This is a genomic window from Lentimicrobiaceae bacterium, from assembly GCA_020636745.1.
In the GTDB taxonomy this organism is placed as follows: domain Bacteria; phylum Bacteroidota; class Bacteroidia; order Bacteroidales; family Lentimicrobiaceae; genus Lentimicrobium.
Genome location: JACJXH010000007.1, coordinates 211,357 through 232,456, shown reverse-complemented (window position 1 = coordinate 232,456; position 21,100 = coordinate 211,357). Strand labels below are relative to the sequence as shown.

Here is a 21,100-nt window from a genome sequence, read left to right as displayed (position 1 = left end):
AACGGGCACTCCAACGCAATCAAAGGCTTGGTTTGCCCGTTTTTATTTCACCGCTTTAAGCACCCGAAGGTTAAAGAGCCGTGGAAACAATAACTTCATGCAGGTATTGCCACGCGAAAAGCTGTTACATGCGCTTATTTATTAATTTAGCTGAATCAAAGCCCTAATCTGAGCACCATACATGTCACTGGTAATTGACAACATCCGCCTCGACGAAGACAACGCTGAATTTCGGTATGCCGCTGAGTTTGTAATACATACAAATAAACTGCTTTACCTTACCGGGAAAGCAGGAACAGGAAAAACCACGTTTCTGAAATACCTGAAGGCGACCTGTGATAAAAACATGGTGGTACTGGCTCCTACCGGAGTAGCAGCAGTGAATGCAGGCGGACAAACCATTCATTCATTTTTCAACATCAAGCCCAGTGTATATGTGCCGGGCGACAAAAGATTGCGGGTACGGGCACCTGAAAACGACCCTGATAAAAGCGTAATTGCTGACCATTTCAGATATAACCGCGACAAGCTGGACATCATCAGGGGGCTTGAACTGCTGGTGATTGATGAAATTTCGATGGTGCGCTGCGATTTGCTTGATGTAATTGATCGCCTGCTCAGGGTCTTTCGCAAACGCGAATTCACCCCGTTCGGAGGGGTACAGGTTGTGCTGATTGGCGATACTTTTCAGCTCCCTCCTATTGTTAACCACGATGACTGGAACATCCTTGGACAGTTTTACAGAAGTTCGTTTTTTTTCAATTCACGGGTTCTTCAGGAGCAAAAACCTGTCTATATAGAGTTAAAGAAAATCTACCGGCAGCGCGATCAGGAATTTATTGATTTGCTTAACCGGGTCAGGGTAAACAATCTCCATCCCGATGATATACGCCTGCTGAACAGCCGGTATCTGCATGGATTTACACCTGAGGAAGAAGAAGATTATATCATACTGGCCACCCATAATCGCATGGTGGAGGAGACCAACGAAAAACGACTGCGCGAAATTGACGAACCCCTCCACCGTTTTGAAGCATTGGTTGAAGGCACTTTCCCCGAAAACAGTTATCCTGCCGACGCAGTACTCAAATTAAAAGAAGGCGCTCAGGTAATGTTTCTGCGCAACGACAGAAACAAACGCTTTTACAATGGCAAAATAGGCCACGTAATCGAAATTTCAGAAGAAGGCTTGTTTGTTGAATTACCCGAAGGGGATATTATTACTGTTGAACGGGAAGAATGGGCCAACATCCGCTACTCATGGGACAGCGCTGGAAAGAAAGTTATTGAAGAAGCCATAGGTTCATTTGTTCAGTATCCGCTTAAACTGGCCTGGGCCATAACAGTACACAAAAGCCAGGGTCTGACTTTCGAGAAAATTATTGCCGATTTGAGTGAAGCCTTCGCTCCCGGTCAGGTGTATGTTGCATTAAGCCGGTGTACTGCTTTTCAGGGTATTTTGCTTAAATCTCCAATGAACGCCCGGGCAGTTATGACCGACCCTGTAGTGCTTGAATTTGCCGGGCAGGCCACGCCTGAAACGCTGATTGTAAAAGAACTGGAAGCCGGAAAAGCCAGCAATTATCTAAAACGTGCACTGGCTGCTTACATGAACCATGATTACATCAAAGCTAGTGATATGATGCTGATTGCCATAGGCCAACAGGCTAGCGAACCTCGTTTAAAATCTGTTCGGCTGGCAACTTACGCTATTGAGCGCTTTTTCAGAAATGTGCAAGCCTTGTGCGAGCAAGCCAACACAGTGATTCAATCGCTGGAGACAGAGTTCACTCACCCTGATAAAAATCAACCGGCTAATGAGCTGCTCAGCCAGCGAAAAGAGATGCGAAAACTGGAATCCAGCCTCAAGTCAGAGCTCAGACAAGCCGAAGCTATCACGACTTTTTTCAATAAACTTCAGGTACAATCCGTTGTTTTACCCGACCATTCACCCTTACAGGCAAAAATCGACCTGCTGGCCGGTGATCTGAATCAATCCATTGAAAAAATCAAAGAGGCCAAAAAGAAACTGGTCAGAAAAAAGAAAAAGTAGACGGAGTTTCCTGCCAGCTTGTTTAATCTGACCATAATTCAAATACAAAAGCAAGTCATTGCAGCCTGCGTTGCAAAGGCATGACCTGCACTTTCAAAATCAATAATAAAAACAGCCTGACACCCTGACAGATACAACAATCAGCTTCCCAGTTGAAACCAGACCATCAGTTTTCAGCCATTTCGCACAATATTAACTTCCAAACAGGCCTTTAACTTTTCCGAACAAATCGCCACCATCGCTACCGGTGAGCGAACCAATAATACCCTGCAAATCGATGCTGTTGTCATTCGGATCATTGGTCTTGCTTTTCAGCTGATTCATTACCACAGGCAATATCTGGTTAACAATATTACCGGCAGTAGCCTCATCAATCCCAACTTTCTTCATTAAATCACCGGCAACTCCCGAGGTAAGGTTGCTCATCACCGGGCTGGCAGAAGCTTCGCCACTGTTTTTAAAGATATCAAGAACAGCGTCAAGTTGCCCGCCGCCAGCCACTCCCTTCAAGCTATTGAGCAATGAACCGGCAGCGGTTTCAATAGTCAGGTCATTTTTTTCGTTAGGAACAGCAGGATTATTGACAATGGCCTCCGCTGCGTTTTCTTTTACTAATTTCAGGATCTGGTCTAACATAATTTGATTGATTAAAAAATGAAACATGTATTTTCCGGCACTTAATATTCGGCCTATTTCTTGCGCGGGCCATTTGAGTAAACACCGGCCAGTTTGATTTGTTTGATACTGCGAACAGACATTAAGGCATGACACTCATTGGATGAAGATTTTTTCGCTTTAAAAACCTTCACCCGGGAAGCATACGAATTGTTAACTTTGCCCGAAATTAAAATCAGATGGAAGATTATACTGACGATGACCGCTTACCGGTTACCATACTCACCGGATTTTTAGGCGCCGGAAAAACCACCCTGCTTAACTCACTGATAAAAAAACACCCCGATCATAAATTTGCTGTCATTGAAAATGAGTTTGGTGAAATCCCCATCGACAACGACCTGATTGTTGGGGTTGAGAGCGACAATATTTATGAAATGTCAAACGGGTGCATTTGCTGCACACTTAATGGTGAACTTGCTGAGTTGCTGTTTGACATACTGAACATTCGCCACAAGCTCACCCACATGGTAGTTGAAACTACAGGCATAGCAGATCCCTCCACGGTAGTGCAGGCTTTTATGTCATCAGAACAGATTGAAATGTTCTATCGTATTGACAGCGTTGTATGCCTGGTTGATGCACGCAACATTAAAGTAATAGCCTCTGATACAGAAATGGCGGCAAAACAAATCAGCTATGCCGACACCATTATCATCAATAAATGTGATTTGGTGAACGATGCAGAACTGGCTGAAGCAGAAGCACTCGTTCGCTCATTCAATCCATTTGCCGTAATCAGTTACAGCAGTTTTGGCGGTTTGGATGGTACAGAAATTCTGGACACTTATGCCTATGCCCCTCAAAAGATTGAATCCTTTTCGGTAAACGCCGGGAAGCTGCGGCTTAGCACAGGTACGTTGAAACCCGCAGGATTTGCCATGGTAGCCAAACAGGAAACACCGCTGGCTCACGATATACAATCCCACAGCTATACCTTTACACGCAACTTCGACCCTCACCAGTTCAACTTCTGGCTCGACCATCTGATTGAATATTATGGTGCAGGCATATACCGCATCAAAGGAATTATCAGTTTTGAGAAAGTAGCGCAAAAAGTGGTAGTCCAGTCGGTGCGCGACCATATCATGATCTCGGCCGGCGAGGTATGGCAACCAAACGAAGAACGAAGCAGCAGAATAATTTTTATCGGCAAAAACCTGGGGAAACTCAAATTAGAAGAAAGCCTGATAAAGCTGCTAAGCGGAGAGTTACAGGACAGTGTAAGCGTTCTTCAGCGAAATTTCTGACAAACGGGAGTTCTGCCCCGGATTTTTCCAGCATCAATAGCCGCACAACTGCTATTAAAACACGGCCCTGGCAATATGATAAATATTGTCGCTCTTGCCCATTGTATAAAAATGCAACACCGGCACTCCCGACCGGATGAGCTCGCGGCTTTGAGCAATCGCCCATTCAACGCCTAACTGACGGACATCATGGTTGGTGCGGCACTTCTCGGCCTCATTCACCAGCACTTCAGGCAGGTCGATAGAGAAGGTCTTGGGCAGGTTTGACAATTGCGCTTTTGTTGACAAGGGCTTTAATCCCGGAATAATCGGAACTGTAATTCCCGCCTCACGGCAAGCTTTCTCAAATCTGAAAAATACGGCATTATCGAAAAACATCTGTGTAACAATATAACTGGCTCCGGCATCAATTTTCTGTTTTAAATGCGCAATGTCAGCAGTCAGATTGGGTGCTTCTGCATGTTTTTCGGGATATCCGGCCACGCCAATGCAAAAACCGGTGGGATGCGCATTTACAATATCTTCCTCAAGATAAATCCCTTGATTCATATTCACAGCCTGCCTGACTAATTCAAGCGCATATTTATGACCATCAGGCTCAGGGTGAAACACCTTCTCACCAGCAGGATTATCGCCCCGCACAAGCAGTACATTGTGAATACCCAAAAAGTAGAGATCAATCAACGCATTCTCCGTTTCTTCACGGGTAAATCCGCCACAAATAATGTGTGGCACCACATCCACATTGTATTTAAACTTAATGGCAGCCGAAATACCCACTGTTCCAGGCCGTTTGCGCACAGTTCGTTTTTCAATCAAACCATCTGCTCGCTGTTTATAAACAATTTCTTCGCGGTGATAAGTCACATCAATCAATGCCGGGTTAAATTCAATTAATGGGTCAATGGCCTGACTGATAGAGTCAAAGTTTTCACCTTTTAAAGGAGGCAGCAATTCAAAGCTGAATAAAGTTCTGCCCATGCGCCTGTCAATGTGTTCTGTCAATTTCATCGTCAATCATATAATTTTTTCAGCTACCCAACCAGCTTGTGAATGGCAGGCAGAGTTTCTTTGAGTTGTTTTAAATAACTGATTCACAATACTGCAAGCAACCATAATTATCGTTTACCCTGATGATGGATGGCTTAAACCAATCTTACTAAAAAACAATAAAGTGAGGAACATCAGCATTTACGATAAAACCATGGTATAAAGCTGCCGGAGAAACTCAATAATTGAGGTTCTGGGCCAGCAATTTTTCAGCCTCTGCCACGGTAATATGCTTGCGTGCAGCATAATCAGCCACCTGATCAAGGCCCAGGCGGCCCACATTAAAATACTGAGAACCAGGGTGTGAAAAATAATAACCGCAAACAGATGAAGCAGGATACATCGCATAATTTTCGGTAAGTGAGATACCCGACTTTTCTACCTCGAGCAAATCGAACAACTTTCGTTTTTCGCTATGTTCAGGACAAGCCGGATAACCCGGTGCCGGACGCGTACCCTGATAATCTTCCACCAAGATGCGTTCAAGTGCGAGATGCTCGTCAGGGGCATAACCCCAATACTGTTTTCTGACATAAAGGTGCAGCACCTCGGCGAAAGCTTCAGCCAGGCGATCGGCCAGTATCTTTATCATAATGGCGTTGTAGTCATCGTTTTCGGCAGCGAATTTTTCAGCATGTTTTTCGACACCCAGCCCTGCTGTAACTGCAAAAAATCCGATATAATCCTCCACCCCGGAATCAGCAGGAGCAATAAAATCGGCCAGACAGAGGTTTGGAACCCCGGGTTCCTTTTCTTCCTGATTTCGCAAAAAATGGAATGTTGTTGAATTATTGCCAGTCATTTCGCCAAAAACTTCCACAGTATCGCCCACCGAACGGGCAGGGAAAAGTCCGATAACGCCATCAGCCTGCACCATTTTTTCATCTATCATGCGGCGCAGAATCAATTGAGCATCTGCAAACAATTGGCGGGCTTCTGTTCCCTTTTCGGGATCTTCAAATATTTCAGGATATCGGGCTCCAATCTTCCAGGCATAAAAGAAATATGTCCAGTCAATATACCGGCTGATTTCTTCCAAAGGCCAGTCAGTAAAGCGCGTTACACCTGTTTTTAACGGTCGGAAAGGAGAATATGATTTCCAATCGGGACTAAAACGATTTTTCCGTGCCATATCAAGAGGCAGATAAGTAATGCCTGCCTTAGTATTTTGATGTTTGATGCGCAAACTGGCATACTTATCGCGCAAAGCAGCAGAAAATGCAGGTTCCTGTCCGGTTGACAATAGCGCAGCAACCACCGCGGCTGCCCTGCTGGCATCACGCACATGCACCACAGATCCGGTGTATTCAGGAGCAATTCTGACAGCTGTATGCATTTCGCTGGTAGTGGCACCTCCGATGAGCAATGGTATTTTCAGATTGGCTTTCTCCATTTCGCGGGCCACCTGAGCCATTTCTTCCAGCGAAGGAGTAATAAGCCCGCTCAGTCCTATGATATCAGCTTTATGCAGGATGGCCTGTTGCAGAATTTCAGAAGCCGGTACCATAACCCCCAGATCAATCACTTCATAGTTATTACAGCCCAAAACTACCCCTACAATGTTTTTTCCTATATCGTGCACATCTCCCTTAACAGTGGCCATCAGTATTTTACCTGCCTGGTGGCTGCCACCAGCAGCTTTCTCAGCTTCCAGAAAAGGTAATAAAGTGGCAACAGCCTTTTTCATAACTCTGGCACTTTTAACTACCTGAGGCAAAAACATTTTTCCTGCACCAAAAAGGTCGCCTACTACATTCATTCCGGCCATTAAAGGCCCTTCAATCACGTCGAGAGCCCTGGGGTAAGCCTGACGGGCTTCTTCCACATCGCCGGCAATATATAAATCTACTCCGTGTACAAGAGCATAAGAGAGACGTTCGTCAGATGGCAGCGAGCGCCATGCCAATGTTTTTTCTTCTTTAACTTCACCGGCTTTCATCTGCGACGCAAAAACGGTCAGACGTTCGGTAGCGTCGGGTCGGCGGTTAAACAAAACATCCTCTATCAGTTCAAGTTCATCAGGGGCGATATCATCATAAACCGGAAGGCTACCCGCATTTACAATACCCATATCCATTCCCGCTTTTACAGCATGGTAAAGAAATACCGAATGCATGGTTTCACGCAGTACATCATTTCCGCGAAAAGAGAACGAAAGATTACTTATACCACCACTAACACGGGCTAATGGCAGATGACGTTTTATCCAGGTTATGCTCTTCAGAAAATCAACTGCATACTGGTTATGTTCTTCAATACCAGTAGCAATCGTTAAAATATTCGGATCAAAAATAATATCTTCGGCCGGAAAGCCAACCTCATGAACCAGAATTTGGTAAGCTCTTTGGCAAATTTCTATGCGGCGTTCAAAGCTGGTAGCCTGACCTTGTTCGTCAAAAGCCATCACCACTACAGCGGCCCCATAACTGTGAATAAGGCGGGCATGATCTTTAAAAACCTGTTCGCCTTCTTTCAGGCTGATAGAATTGACGATGGCTTTCCCCTGAAGACATTTTAAACCTGCCTCTATCACTTCCCAACGCGATGAGTCAATCATTACAGGTACTTTGGCAATTTCAGGCTCTGCCATCAACAGGTTCAGAAAACGAACCATGGCCTTTTCGGCATCCAGCAGGGCATCGTCCATATTCACATCAATAATCTGAGCCCCATTTTCAACCTGGTGCCGGGCAATGGCGAGTGCTTCGTCAAATTTTTCGTTACGAATGAGCCGGGCAAATTTACGGGAGCCTGAGACATTGGTTCGTTCACCAATATTGATAAAATTGCTTCCCTCATAAGTTTGAAAAGGCTCAAGTCCGCTAAGCCTGAGTTTTTTAGGGACAACAGGTCTTGGCCTTACTGAAGCTTTCGCGGCTAATTGGCTTAAAGCCCTAATATGATCAGGTGTTGTTCCGCAGCAACCGCCAATAATGTTGACAGAACGATTGGCGAGAACAGGTTTTACAAGGCGGGCCATTTCGTGTGGTGTTTCACGATATTCCCCGAATTGGTCGGGCAAACCGGCATTGGGATAAGCGCTCACAAAAAAAGGAGAAATCGATGACAATTCTTCGATAAAAGGCCTGAGCTGTTCGGCACCCAGGGAGCAATTAAGCCCGATACTGAGCAAATCGATATGAGATACTGAATTCAGGAACGCTTCGAGGGTTTGCCCCGACAAGGTTCTGCCACTTAAATCGGCAATTGTCCCCGACACCATTACCGGAATTCTGGTTTGGCGCTCACGCAACACTTCATGAATGGCAAACAACGCTGCTTTGGCGTTGAGTGTATCAAAAACTGTTTCAACCAGCAACAGATCCACCCCGCCATCCAGCAAACCATCAATCTGCTCAGTGTAAGCAGCAACCAAGTCATCATAATAAATGGCTCTGAATCCGGGGTCACTTACAACAGGCGACATGGATGCCGTTTTATTGGTTGGCCCGATAGCTCCGGCAACAAAGCGTGGTTTTAAGGGTTGTAGCCGGCTGTATTCATCTGCGGCTTTTACAGCGATTTCAGCAGCTGCGCGGTTCATCTCATACACCAGATGCTCCATATGGTAATCGGCCATTGAAATACGGGTGGCATTAAAAGTGTTGGTTTCAATAATATCGGCTCCGGCATCGAGGTAAGCCAGGTGAATTTCGCGGATAATATCTGGTCTTGTTATAGACAGCAGGTCGTTATTGCCTTTAACATCCGATGGGTGATGGCGAAAACGCTCACCACGGTAATCTGCCTCTTCGAGCCGGTAACGCTGAATCATGGTACCCATAGCACCATCAAGAACCAACACCCTGCTTTCAAGCTCTTTACTAATATTTTTTTCAGTATCCATAACATACATTTTAACCAGCTCCGGCAAACATGTAAAGCATGCTGCAGTGAACAGTGAATGAAACAATAAAACACATCTGGCTAAGCGGGAATGCGCAACGCACTGGTGTTTCAATTATAAGCTTCCCTTCACAGGGAACAGGTATTGGCACCGTTCAGCTTGTGGTGGCTGTGGTTGCCAGAGGTTCGCAGAGCCTGGTCTCTCCCCTCTTCTTTATAATTCAAACTTTTCCCTTATGGAATATTAGGTTTGAAGATGCAAAATTAATAAATAATGCACTGGAATAACAGTTTTTGACGGCAATTGTTTAAAGGCATTTGCCAATGAGGAAGTTCATCAGGCATTTAGTGCAAATACCCGACGCTTAAAAAATCTTTGTCAGGCAAAGCATATGGTGAAGCAACCCGCAATGACCTCAGGCATTGCAAGAAAGCAAAAAAGAGACTCCTTAGCGGAGTCTCTTTTCAGTTAATAAATTCAAAATCGATTGAAGTCCTGAAGAATTATTTCCTTGCGTCGATCAAAATTTCAAGCATTTTGATGGCAGCATCAGGAATAACAGTACCCGGGCCAAAGATGGCCATTGCACCGGCTTTGTAGAGGAAGTCATAATCCTGATGAGGGATTACGCCACCCACAATCACCATAATATCTTCGCGACCAAGCTTTTTAAGTTCTTCAATAACCTGAGGAACGAGTGTTTTATGACCGGCGGCGAGGCTGGAAACGCCCAGCACATGCACATCATTTTCAACTGCCTGGCGGGCAGCTTCGGCCGGGGTCTGGAACAAAGGTCCGATGTCAACATCAAATCCTATATCGGCATAGCCGGTTGCTACCACTTTGGCACCCCGGTCATGGCCATCCTGCCCCATTTTTGCAATCATGATACGAGGCCTGCGGCCTTCCATAGCTGCAAATTTATCGGCCAGTTCACAAGCTTTTCTGAAACTGTTGTCGTCTTTCGACTCAGAGGAGTAAACTCCGGAAATTGAACGAATCACGGCTTTATACCTTCCATACACTTTTTCGAGTGCCATAGAAATTTCACCCAATGAAGCACGTTTGCGGGCTGCATCAATAGCCAGTTCGAGCAAATTGCCTTCGCCGGTTTCAGCCGAACGGGTAAGTGCATCAAGTGCCAGATGCACATCCTGATTGTTGCGGTTAGCACGCAGTTCAGCCAGACGTTTAAGCTGGGCTTCCCTTACGGCAGTATTGTCAACTTCAAGTGTATCAATCGGGTCTTCTTTGGCAAGACGATATTTGTTAATACCCACAATTGTATCGCGACCTGAGTCGATGCGTGCCTGTTTACGTGCCGCAGCTTCCTCAATACGCATTTTAGGAATTCCGGTTTCAATGGCTTTGGCCATACCGCCGAGCTGTTCAACCTCTTCAATCAGTTTCCAGGCCTTATGCGCCAACTCATGGGTCAGAGATTCAATATAATATGAACCAGCCCAGGGGTCAACCACGCGGGTAATATTGGTTTCTTCCTGAAGATAAATCTGTGTATTACGGGCAATACGGGCAGAGAAATCAGTGGGCAAAGCAATAGCTTCGTCCAAAGCATTGGTATGCAAACTCTGTGTATGTCCGAGTGATGCAGCAAGCGCTTCAACAGCTGTACGGGTTACATTGTTGAAAGGATCCTGCTCGGTCAAACTCCATCCTGAAGTTTGAGAATGGGTACGCAGCGCCATTGATTTGGCGTCTTTCGGGTTGAACTGTTTCACAATCTTAGCCCAAAGCAGGCGTGCAGCGCGCATTTTGGCTATTTCCATAAAGTGGTTCATACCAATGCCCCAGAAAAATGAAAGACGGGGTGCAAAGGCATCTACATCAATACCGGCCTGAATACCTGTGCGGATATACTCCAGACCATCGGCCAGGGTATAAGCCAGCTCAATATCGGCTGTAGCACCTGCTTCCTGCATGTGGTAACCGCTAATGGAAATAGAATTGAACTTCTTCATGTTTTTTGAAGTAAATTCAAAAATATCAGCGATAATTTTCATGGAAGGAACTGGTGGATAGATATAGGTGTTGCGCACCATAAACTCCTTCAGAATATCATTCTGAATAGTTCCGCTCAATTTTTCCATTGGTACTCCCTGTTCTTCGGCAGCAACAATATAGAAAGCAAGAACTGGTAGAACAGCACCGTTCATTGTCATAGAAACCGACATTTTATCGAGCGGAATCTGATCGAACAAAATCTTCATATCGAGGATAGAGTCGATGGCAACACCAGCCTTACCCACATCACCCACAACACGTTCGTGATCTGAGTCGTAGCCACGGTGGGTTGCCAGGTCAAAAGCCACTGAAAGGCCCATCTGACCGGCTGCCAGATTACGACGATAAAAAGCATTGGATTCTTCGGCTGTTGAAAACCCTGCATACTGGCGGATAGTCCATGGCTTCATCACATACATAGTACTGTATGGACCACGAAGGAATGGAGCAATCCCGGCCGCGTAATTAAGGTGTTCCATTTTTGCCAGGTCAGCCGCCGTAAAAACGGGTTTGACCGGAATCTGTTCGGTAGTCATCCATTCACTTCCCTTTTCAGGAGAAGCAACGGATTCCTTTTCAACCGGGTTAAGATTCACATTTTTAAAATCGGGACGCATATGATTTTTGTATAAGTTACTTGTTGTTAACTGATTTTGAACTGACAGTCATTTTGATTCAGCGAAGGTTTGTCACAAGGGCAAAATCGATACTTCCGAACCCAGGTTTTGTCATTTCAAAGCACTTCAGGCATTAAACAGCAAATCCGGCAAAGGATTTACAGCATTACGCCAAGTTTCTGCTGAAAAGCATATAAAGTTTCAAGAACATTGGTGCGGACATGAATAAATTCATCAACGCCGGCAGCTTTCAGAGACTCTACAATTTCTTTCGGGAAACCGGCCACAACGACCTGAATTTCGGGATTAGCTTTTTTGAGTGCCTGAGCAGCGGCAGGTGCAATTTCGGCATACTCTTCGTCGCTACTGCACAAAACCACAATATCGGCATCGGCATCAATGGCAGCTTTTACACCTTCATCGATGGTTGCAAAACCGGCATTATCGGTAACTTTGTAACCGGCACAGCCAAAGAAACCAGTGCTGAAACCTGCACGTGCTTTTCTGAAAGCAAGGTTGCCGATGGTGAGCATGAATACATGCGGCCTTTTATTGCCTTCATTTTCCCATATTTCAGTAGCAAGCCTCAAATCTTCAAATCCATCGGCACCACGGAAAACTTCAATGGTTTTATAGCGGGGAGTCAAACCTGGTGCTTCCGACTCATCCCCTTCATCTTCAGCCTGTATTTTATCAAGCATATTCTCAAGGGTATTCGGATGCTGGTTGGTTCCCAGAACAATCGTTTTGCGGGATGCAATCTCGGCCTTACGCTGTTTGGCACTTTCGTTTACCAAATCCTGAACAAATCCGGCTTTTACAGCCTCAATCATACCTCCCTTTTCTTCTACTTCAAGGAAAAGTTTCCAGGCAGCATCAGCCAGCGCAGCAGTAAGTGATTCAATGTAATAAGAACCAGCTGAAGGATCCACCACTTTATCGAGGCTTGATTCTTCTTTCAATATAATTTGCTGGTTACGTGCAATACGTACAGAGAAATCATCGGGCTCCTTGTAATTTAAATCAAAAGGAAGCACCGTAACCATATCGGCTCCGCCAATAGCGGCTGACATGGCTTCAGTTGCTGTACGCAACACATTTACATACGGGTCGTAAATGGTTTTGTTCCAGTTGGCTGTGGTTACATGGATGCGCATTTGAGCCGAAGCAGATTGAGCAGGTTTGTATTGTTCAACAATTCGGGCCCACAACATACGGGCAGCACGCAGCTTGGCAATTTCCATAAAATAATTGGAGCCTGTGGCGAAAGCAAACACCATACGCGGCGCAACCTGGTCAACACTCAGGCCTTTGCCAGTAAGATAAGCCAGATACTCATTGCCCGAAGCGAGTGCAAAAGCAAGCTCCTGAACCAGTGTTGAACCTGAATTATGAAAATACTGACCATTTACAGTCATTACTCTGAAACCCGGCAAATCAGTTTCTGCCAGTTTAATCAGATCATAACCTTCATTCAGATCTTCTTCCTGTGAGTAATGAAAATTTCCTTTTAACAGAAGATAACTGATCGGGTCAAAGTCAAAAGAACCTTTTATCTCAGCAGCATTACTGCCCGATAAGGAAATTCCTTCCTTTAACCATCCCAGAAATTCAATATAGGAACTTGAAGAGTTGAAATGCAGACTGGTACGAGCAGTATCCAATCCTTTGAGCAAAGTAGCTACCGCAGCAGCTCCTTTAAGGTTTGCAGCATTAATTGACAAAGCATTGGCGCCTTTTTGGGTAGCATCAATTGCACACTCATTGGCACGTTCAGGCATGGCCGTTTCAATATCCTGACATATTTCCCAATCGTTGGTCACAGCCTTTGTGCCGCGAACATAAGGAAATTGCCCGGGCAGTGAGCCCAGCTGACTCTTCAGACTCTCCAGGTCTTCAGCCCTGTAATAAGGTTTTACGCTGAATCCCTCGGCTGTTTTCCAGATGAGTTTCTTCTCATAGTCGGCACCCTTTAGGTCCTGCAGGATTTTGGCTTCCCATTCGGACGTAGCCACGCAAGGGAACTCAGTTAAAAGCCCTCCCGGTTTGCTATTCTTTTCTGTATTATCCATCGAGGTATTGGTTATTGGTTTTTTACAACCTTTTACTTACTTTTATTGTTTACCATTTCGGTAAAAACGGTGCAAAGGTATAGGTTTTTTTATCCTGCAAATATTTTTAGACCATAATTTTGTCTGTAAATCAATGTCAGAACTTTGCCCGGATGCCATATGTAATATTCTATATATGAAAGTATTAATCAGTGGATCAACCGGTTTAGTAGGCACCCAGCTCATGTCTGCCCTCAGGCAACGTAACCACGAAGTAACAACCATCGGAAGAACTGATTTTGAAAAGGATATAAAATTCCTGGCAGAAAAGGTAAGCCATGCGGATATAGTAATTCATCTGGCAGGCGCCCCGATAGTTGCGCGCTGGACCGAATCATACAAAAAAACTATTGTTGCCAGCCGGATACTCACCACCCGGATGATAAGCCAGGCCATTGAAATGGCCGAAAGTAAACCCGGACTATTTATCTCAACCTCAGCTGTTGGCATATACCCCGGCGATAAAATTTACACTGAAAGCAACACCGCACACGGCACCGACTTTTTGTCACAAGTTTGCATCGACTGGGAAGCTGAAGCCCTTAAATCAAAGGCATTTACAAAAGTAGCCATTTTCAGATTAGGCGTAGTGCTTTCCAGAGATGGCGGCGCTTTACCTAAAATGCTTCTACCTTTCAAAACAGGTCTTGGAGGACGGATTGCCAGCGGCCGGCAGGGATTCTCGTGGATTCATATACAAGATTTGATAAATGCCTATTTATTTGTAATCGAACAAAATATCGATGGCATTTTTAATTTAACATCTCCTGAAGTAACCAACAATGCAGGTTTTACAAAAGCACTTGCGAAAACCCTTCACAGACCGGCTCTTTTGCCAGTCCCGGCCTTTGCGTTAAGGTTGATCTACGGAGAAGGAGCAGTCACACTTACTTCAGGCCAAAAAGCAATTCCTGAACGGCTTCAAAAAGCCGGATTTATGTTTCAATTTCCTGAAATTCATGAAGCACTTCGCCATCTGACAAAGAGCAAACAGCACATATAAAAAACGAAGCACATTTTTATAAAACACCGGGTGTTTCAAAATTAATAGCGAATAGACGGGAAATTACATATGCTCCAGGCAAAAAAGCAAAACATCCTTCTAAAACATAAAAAAACAGGGATTTACAACGAAAATTTAGTACTTTTATACTGAAAATCAACTTTTTCCAACAAAAAGCCTCTTTTCAAATAAAACAGGCCTCATCACAAAAACCAAGCAGCATGAATGAATTCAACGATACCGATATCCTTTTGGTAGAAGACAACCCGGATGATGCCGAATTAACAATCAGAGCATTAAAGAAAAACAATCTTGCCAATAACCTGGTACATGTTTGGGATGGAGAACAGGCATTTGATTATCTGTTTGCACGAAACAAATTTGCAGGGCGAAATAAAGAAATCCTTCCCAGGCTGATACTCCTTGATCTCAAGCTGCCAAAAATTGACGGGCTGGAAGTATTACAGGAAATCAAAACAAATGAAATGACCAAAACTGTTCCGGTTGTCATCCTCACCTCTTCGAAAGAAGACCGCGACATTGTGGAAAGTTACAAATTTGGTGTAAACAGTTATATAGTAAAGCCTGTTGACTTTGCCAGTTTTATAACTGCTGTAAAAGAAATAGGTTTATACTGGCTTATCTTAAATCAGCCACCTGTTTAATCAGCATAATCAGAAATTTCTGCTCTTTTTGCAGAAAAATGACCTGTTTTTTTCGGGGCTGGCCCAAGCTGTCAATGAAAATTCACATTTTTAACATCTTTTAACCTTCAGATTAACGCATACCGTTTAACTTGCGACTTTTTTTTAACCAACCACCTATGAAAAACCACTTTTATAAAATTCTGGCTTTCACTCTGCTCCTCTGCATTTCAACAGGAGTGAAAGGCCAAAACGACGCGCGTTTACTGCGGTTTCCCGACATCAATAAAAACCTCATTGCCTTTGTATATGCAGGCGACATATGGACTGTTGAGGCCACAGGCGGAAATGCGCGCAGGCTTACCTCACACGAGGGGCTCGAACTTTTCCCCAAAATATCTCCTGATGGCAAATGGATTGCTTTCTCTGCCGAATATTCGGGCAGCAGGCAAGTATTTGTGATTCCTTCAGAAGGCGGTTCGCCCCGGCAGCTTACTTTTTACAACTCTGTAGGCGTGATGCCACCACGCGGCGGATATGACAATGTGGTACTTGACTGGACACCTGACAGCAAGCAGATCATGTTCAGGGGCAATCGCACTGAGTTTGGCGATCGCAACGGAAAATATTTCCTTGTGGGACTCGATGGAGGGTTCGAAAAGCCTCTGCAAATAGTAAACGGTGGATTTGCAGTGCTTTCGCCCGATGCTTCCAAAGTTTGTTTTACACCGGTTGACAGGGAATTCCGCACGTGGAAACGGTATAAAGGAGGAAGAGCAAGCAATCTGTGGATTTACGACCTGGCCAATAACACTTCGGAACAAATTACCGACTTTGCAGGAACAGACCAATGCCCTACTTGGTTTGGTGATAATATTTATTATGCATCCGATCGCGATTTAAGGCTCAACATTTATCGATATAACACCCAAACCAAACAAACTGACCAGCTTACCTTCCACAAGGACTTTGATGTAATGTGGCCTTCGGGTGAAAACGGACAGCTTGTTTATGAAAACGGCGGTTATTTATACAAACTGAACCTCACCACCGGCGTTTCAGAAAAAGTTACGGTAAATCTGAATTTTGATAATCCTAACCTGGTGGCCTACTTTAAAAACGTAAAGGACGACATCAACAACTTTTCCATTTCACCTACGGGTAAAAGAGCTCTTTTTGACGCCCGCGGCGACATCTTTTCGGTTCCGGCTGAAAACGGAATGATTGAAAATCTGACCCAGACACAAGGCATTCGCGAACTTTACCCCTCATGGTCGCCCGATGGCAAATACATATCCTACTATTCAGATGCAACGGGTGAATATGAAATTTACCTGCTCGAAAATAAGAAAGGAGCTAAAGCCAAACAACTTACCAGCAACTCAGCCGCATGGAAATATGAAGCTGAATGGTCGCCCGACAGCCGCTACATGGTTTATTCCGATCGCACTTTAAAACTGTGGTTGCTCGATACGCAAACAGGCAAACAAACCGAAATTACCCATGCAGCCAATTCAGAAATCCGCTCTTACAGCTTTTCTCCTGATTCAAAGTGGATTACCTATCAAAAAGAAGGAAGCAACGAACAATCAGCCATATGGGTATACAACATTGCTGATGCAAAGAATTACCAATTGACCGACAACACCTTTGATGATGTTTCACCGGTGTTCTCCAAAGACGGCAACTATATTTTCTTCGCTTCAAACCGCGACTTTAACCTTGCATTTTCAGGATTTGAGTTCGACTATTTATATAACAAAGCAACCCGCATCTATGCCATTGTCTTAAAGTCGGACGGCCCCAGGTTGATTAAAGACAAGAACGACATTGAGGAAATCAGGGAAACGGCCAAAGCAGATGAGCCTAAAAAGCCAGCCGGTAAAAAAACCGAAACTACGGCCAATAAACAGGATGAAGGCATAAAAGTAAGCATTGACATGGAAGGCATTGTCAACAGGATTATCGCCTTACCCATGGAAGCCGGCACTTATTTCGGTCTGGCTGCTGCCGATGGCGGATTGCTTTATATCAGCAACGGCAAACTGATGCGCTATAACCTATCGGAAGAAAAATCAGAAGAGATTCTTGACAGAACGGGTGGTTATGTTGTTAGTGCCGACGGCAAAATGGTATTGTACGCTTCGGGAGGCGATTACGGAATCACCAAAATTGCACCGGGCGTAAAACCCGGTACCGGCAAGCTCGACCTTAGCCAGATGGATATGAAAATTGACCCACGCAAAGAATGGAATCAGATATATACCGATGGCTGGAGAATCTTCCGCGATTACTTTTATGTAAACAACATGCATGGCGTCGACTGGGCTGGTCTCAAACAGCGCTATGGAGCCCTGCTTCCATATGTTGGACACCGCGCCGACCTTGACTACATTCTAAGCGAAATTATTGCTGAGACCAACGTCGGTCATGCCTACAACAACTGGGGCGATTTCAAAAACGTTAAACGCGTGGATGGCGGATTGCTGGGCGCAGAACTGGTGGCAGATGAGGCTGCCGGACGATATCGTATTGCAAAAATTTATGATAGCGAAAACTGGAATCCTGAACGCCGTTGCCCGTTAACAGAGCAAGGAGTAAATGTAAAGGAAGGCGACTACCTGATTAGCATCAATGGTCATGAAATAACAACAAAGGAAAATCCTTATGCATTCCTTGAAAATCAGGCCGATAAAAAAGTTGAAATAACTGTAAACGCCACCCCTGAAACCGGTGGCGCCCGCACCTCGCTGATTGTTCCAATCAAAAGTGAGCTGGAGCTTATGTACCTCGACTGGGTAAATGAGCGCAGGGCAATGGTAGACAAGCTATCGGGCGGCCGGATTGGATATATTCATGTGCCCAACACCGCTGTTGAAGGCAACCGCGAACTGTTTCGTGGCATGTATGCCTACCACACCAAAGAAGCGCTGATTATTGACGACCGTTACAACGGAGGTGGTTTTATTCCCGACCGCATGGCCGACCTGCTCGACCGGAAAACACTAAGCTATTGGCAACAAAACGGCCTGCTTCCCGGACGTGCTCCAGCCATTGCCCACGACGGCCCAAAAGTTATGCTCATTAACGGTTATTCCTCATCAGGAGGCGATGCCTTCCCCTATTACTTCAAAAAACTTGGACTTGGTAAACTTATAGGAACCCGCACCTGGGGCGGACTTGTTGGAATATCCGGCAATGCCGGACTCGTTGACGGTGGCTACATCTCAGTACCCCGCTTCGGCATATTTGACGAAAACGGAGAATGGATCATTGAAGGAATTGGCGATTACCCGGATATTGAAGTGGTAGATCGCCCTGAACAGTTAGCCAAAGGCATCGACCCCGGAATTGAAAAAGCGGTGGAAGTATTGCTCAAAGAACTGGAGGCAAATCCGGTGAAGAAAGTAACGCCTCCTACACCACCTGACCGTTCAAAATGGATTGAAAAAGAGATAAAATAAATATCACCCACTCATTCCAGCGAAAAATCCGGCCGGTAAGCTAACTGACCGGATTTTTCATTTTTATCATGCAACTACTTATCAATCAAATTATTTATAGAACAATCATCTTTTTATAATTACATCTGTATCTATCAAAAAAAAACACCACTTTGGAAGTATCATCAAAACACAGGCGTTTTGCAAAAAATACAACCTCTTTTTCAATCAACTCACAATCAATGCATCACACTTCATTTCTTGTAATTCAGACACAATATTTGTACCTTTGAGAAAGTCCGGTTGTTTCCGAATCAACTTTCAGCAAATTCCAGGTCAGTTGCCGCTGTAAAACACCACTTTCACTCCCTTCCATTTACATTCAGGCAATGTAAATTCACCAAAAAAACTTGCAATCCGCTCTTTCACAGGTTCCCATGAATCGTTATTTTAACCCACGGCCATGAAAATAATGATAAGCTTTTTATTGACACTTGCCCTGTTTTCAAGGGGAGAATCACAAACAACCTATCGCAGTGGTGTATTTCTCCATCATTCAACCGGCGAAAACATATGGGGGCCTAATGGCTCAGCAACCAGTATACCTTCAGAGATAATCAGCTACAACAACCAGCATGGATATTCAGGTGCCGACCAGGTATCGATGCAGGAACAGGACTGGCCGTTAAACCCCTGGGTGAATGAATGGGAACGCTGGCACAGGATTTTTGACAACGAGGACCCAAACGCAGATCTGTCACCCATCCTTTCCTCTCAAAAAATCATTGTCATCAAATCATGTTATCCATCGTCAGAAATGACCGGATACGGCCAGGCATCAGATACGCTGAACTATAGCATCAAATCGGTGTACAACTACAAATGGCACTGGAGGCACATGGTAAGAAAAATGTCGCTCCACCCTGAAAACTTTTTCGTCATCTGGACCAATGCCCCACTGGTAGAAGGCGCCACAAATCCGCAAGCCGCAGCATTATCGAAAAGCTTTACCAGCTGGGCCAAAGACACCCTGGCCCAGGGACTGGACCCGGAAACGGGCGTTTTCCCATCCAATGTTTATGTATTTCACTACTTCGAAAAACTGACAGATGAAAACGGATACGAACAATTGCAATATGCTGTCAGCAATACTGACAGTCACCCAAATGCAGCAGCTACCGCATTGGTAGCACCTCAGTTTGTAACGGAAATATTTGACGCAGCCATTGCATACGAACAAGCAGGCACCATACTGAGTGTTACCCCGATATCACAATCTGTATCGGCCAATGCCGGCAGCGTTACGTATTCGGTACAGTCAAACACCAGCTGGACAGCACAATGTGATGCTGACTGGTGTACAGTAACCCCATCGGGCAGCGGGAACGGAATCATCACAGCCAGCTATACCGAAAACCAGAATCTGACAGACCGGACTGCCACCATTACAGTTTCGGCAACAGAAGGAGGCGACCAGCTAGTTACGTTACAACAGGCTGGTATAACCGCAAATCTGCAGGTAGAGCCCGAAATACAAATAGTGAACCCACCGGCCGGTACAACTTATTTTGCGGTGACATCCAATACAAATTGGAACGTAGAATGCGATGCAAGCTGGTGCACAACAGCATTTTCAGGCTTTGGCAATGGCGTAATTGATGTTTCATATGCAGCAAACCCTTCTACTCAAATCAGAACCGCTAACCTTATAATCAGTGCATGGGGAATAAGCCCGCACACAGTACAGGTCATACAATCAGGGTTACCTGTAGCAGTTGAAAAACAGGAATTACTGTTATTTGAGGCATATCCCAACCCGTCAACAGGCGAAATTCATCTATATTATGATAATCTGCTAAACAGAACTATTGATGTAATTATAAGCAATCAGGCCGGAAAGCTGATTTATGTCAAGTCCTTCCGTAAAGGCATATCGGAAATAATAAATCTTGAAGAATCGGGAAAGGGGGTTTACACTCTTCGCATTTCAGACAATAAAAGCCTGATATTCAAAAGAATTATCATTATTTAAATCCTAAAGAGCCTGAAAAAGCCGCCTGACTTCACTTAAATTTCAAAACCTGGAGCAAATCAGTCAAAAACAAGGGCAGTGAACGGCTAAGCATCAGCATTGAACAAAATACATATAATGCTGATTAATTGCACATTACCAGCATGAAAATCAATCAGCTGCAGAAATATTTCAACAAAACAACCCTCGGGATTAGATTAAAATCCTTTTTATCAAAACATTATGTTTATCTTTGCAGCTCATTAAAGTAGCTGATACTCATTTATAGGTTTATATCCTTTCCCGCCAATCGAACCTTCGTTAATACAGGAAATCTTTCAGAATTAACACAGGACACTCCGAAAAGCCACGGT

11 protein-coding genes and 1 riboswitch are annotated in these 21,100 nt (G+C 44.7%); of the genes, 6 read left to right on the top strand and 5 right to left on the bottom strand.

The window, feature by feature from the left end; genetic code table 11:
- The first annotated feature begins 181 nt into the window (after positions 1-181).
- Entirely contained in the window at positions 182-2,053 is a 1,872-nt protein-coding gene (locus H6541_11850) for an AAA family ATPase (protein ID MCB9016483.1), read from the top strand.
- Positions 2,054-2,245: 192 nt separating this feature from the next.
- Here H6541_11850 and H6541_11845 read toward each other — a convergent pair whose 3' ends face one another.
- Positions 2,246-2,689, bottom strand: coding sequence for a DUF937 domain-containing protein (locus H6541_11845; protein MCB9016482.1), 444 nt, complete (start codon positions 2,687-2,689; stop codon positions 2,246-2,248).
- A gap of 218 nt (positions 2,690-2,907) precedes the next feature.
- On the opposite strand from H6541_11845, the gene H6541_11840 reads away from it, so the two are divergent.
- The gene (locus H6541_11840; GenBank protein ID MCB9016481.1) at positions 2,908-3,978 is read left to right on the top strand and encodes a GTP-binding protein; all 1,071 of its coding nucleotides are present in this window, start codon (positions 2,908-2,910) and stop codon (positions 3,976-3,978) included.
- Positions 3,979-4,032: 54 nt separating this feature from the next.
- Here the strand turns inward: H6541_11840 and H6541_11835 are convergent, their stop codons facing one another.
- The 4 genes from H6541_11835 to H6541_11820 form a co-directional block, all read right to left on the bottom strand.
- Positions 4,033-4,989, bottom strand: a complete 957-nt coding sequence (locus tag H6541_11835) for a methylenetetrahydrofolate reductase (protein MCB9016480.1) — start codon at positions 4,987-4,989, stop codon at positions 4,033-4,035.
- Positions 4,990-5,206: 217 nt separating this feature from the next.
- Complete coding sequence (gene metH, locus H6541_11830; GenBank protein MCB9016479.1) at positions 5,207-8,875, bottom strand: methionine synthase; 3,669 nt, start codon at positions 8,873-8,875, stop codon at positions 5,207-5,209.
- Positions 8,876-8,986: 111 nt separating this feature from the next.
- Positions 8,987-9,097: riboswitch (SAM riboswitch) on the bottom strand.
- A gap of 281 nt (positions 9,098-9,378) precedes the next feature.
- Positions 9,379-11,514 carry a methylmalonyl-CoA mutase gene (scpA, locus tag H6541_11825; GenBank protein ID MCB9016478.1) on the bottom strand — a complete coding sequence of 712 codons (2,136 nt, stop codon included), beginning with the start codon at positions 11,512-11,514 and terminating at the stop codon, positions 9,379-9,381.
- Between the two features lie 158 nt (positions 11,515-11,672).
- Complete coding sequence (locus H6541_11820; GenBank protein MCB9016477.1) at positions 11,673-13,586, bottom strand: acyl-CoA mutase large subunit family protein; 1,914 nt, start codon at positions 13,584-13,586, stop codon at positions 11,673-11,675.
- 175 nt (positions 13,587-13,761) lie between these two features.
- Between H6541_11820 and H6541_11815 the strand changes: the two genes are divergently transcribed.
- The 4 genes from H6541_11815 (at position 13,762) to H6541_11800 (ending at position 20,747) form a co-directional block, all read left to right on the top strand.
- Entirely contained in the window at positions 13,762-14,628 is an 867-nt protein-coding gene (locus tag H6541_11815; protein ID MCB9016476.1) for a TIGR01777 family protein, read from the top strand.
- A 221-nt stretch (positions 14,629-14,849) separates the two neighbouring features.
- The gene (locus tag H6541_11810) at positions 14,850-15,293 is read left to right on the top strand and encodes a response regulator (protein MCB9016475.1); all 444 of its coding nucleotides are present in this window, start codon (positions 14,850-14,852) and stop codon (positions 15,291-15,293) included.
- A 158-nt stretch (positions 15,294-15,451) separates the two neighbouring features.
- Positions 15,452-18,736, top strand: coding sequence for a PD40 domain-containing protein (locus tag H6541_11805; GenBank protein MCB9016474.1), 3,285 nt, complete (start codon positions 15,452-15,454; stop codon positions 18,734-18,736).
- 442 nt (positions 18,737-19,178) lie between these two features.
- Positions 19,179-20,747 carry a T9SS type A sorting domain-containing protein gene (locus H6541_11800; protein ID MCB9016473.1) on the top strand — a complete coding sequence of 523 codons (1,569 nt, stop codon included), beginning with the start codon at positions 19,179-19,181 and terminating at the stop codon, positions 20,745-20,747.
- The last annotated feature ends 353 nt before the right edge of the window (positions 20,748-21,100 follow it).

Coding starts and splice junctions, on each gene's coding strand:
- H6541_11800 (MCB9016473.1), top strand. CDS start 19,179: ATGAAAATAATGATAAGCTTTTTATTGACACTTGCCCTGTTTTCAAGG.
- H6541_11850 (MCB9016483.1), top strand. CDS start 182: ATGTCACTGGTAATTGACAACATCCGCCTCGACGAAGACAACGCTGAA.
- H6541_11820 (MCB9016477.1), bottom strand. CDS start 13,586: ATGGATAATACAGAAAAGAATAGCAAACCGGGAGGGCTTTTAACTGAG.
- metH (MCB9016479.1), bottom strand. CDS start 8,875: ATGGATACTGAAAAAAATATTAGTAAAGAGCTTGAAAGCAGGGTGTTG.
- H6541_11815 (MCB9016476.1), top strand. CDS start 13,762: ATGAAAGTATTAATCAGTGGATCAACCGGTTTAGTAGGCACCCAGCTC.
- H6541_11810 (MCB9016475.1), top strand. CDS start 14,850: ATGAATGAATTCAACGATACCGATATCCTTTTGGTAGAAGACAACCCG.
- H6541_11805 (MCB9016474.1), top strand. CDS start 15,452: ATGAAAAACCACTTTTATAAAATTCTGGCTTTCACTCTGCTCCTCTGC.
- H6541_11835 (MCB9016480.1), bottom strand. CDS start 4,989: ATGAAATTGACAGAACACATTGACAGGCGCATGGGCAGAACTTTATTC.
- H6541_11840 (MCB9016481.1), top strand. CDS start 2,908: ATGGAAGATTATACTGACGATGACCGCTTACCGGTTACCATACTCACC.
- H6541_11845 (MCB9016482.1), bottom strand. CDS start 2,689: ATGTTAGACCAGATCCTGAAATTAGTAAAAGAAAACGCAGCGGAGGCC.
- scpA (MCB9016478.1), bottom strand. CDS start 11,514: ATGCGTCCCGATTTTAAAAATGTGAATCTTAACCCGGTTGAAAAGGAA.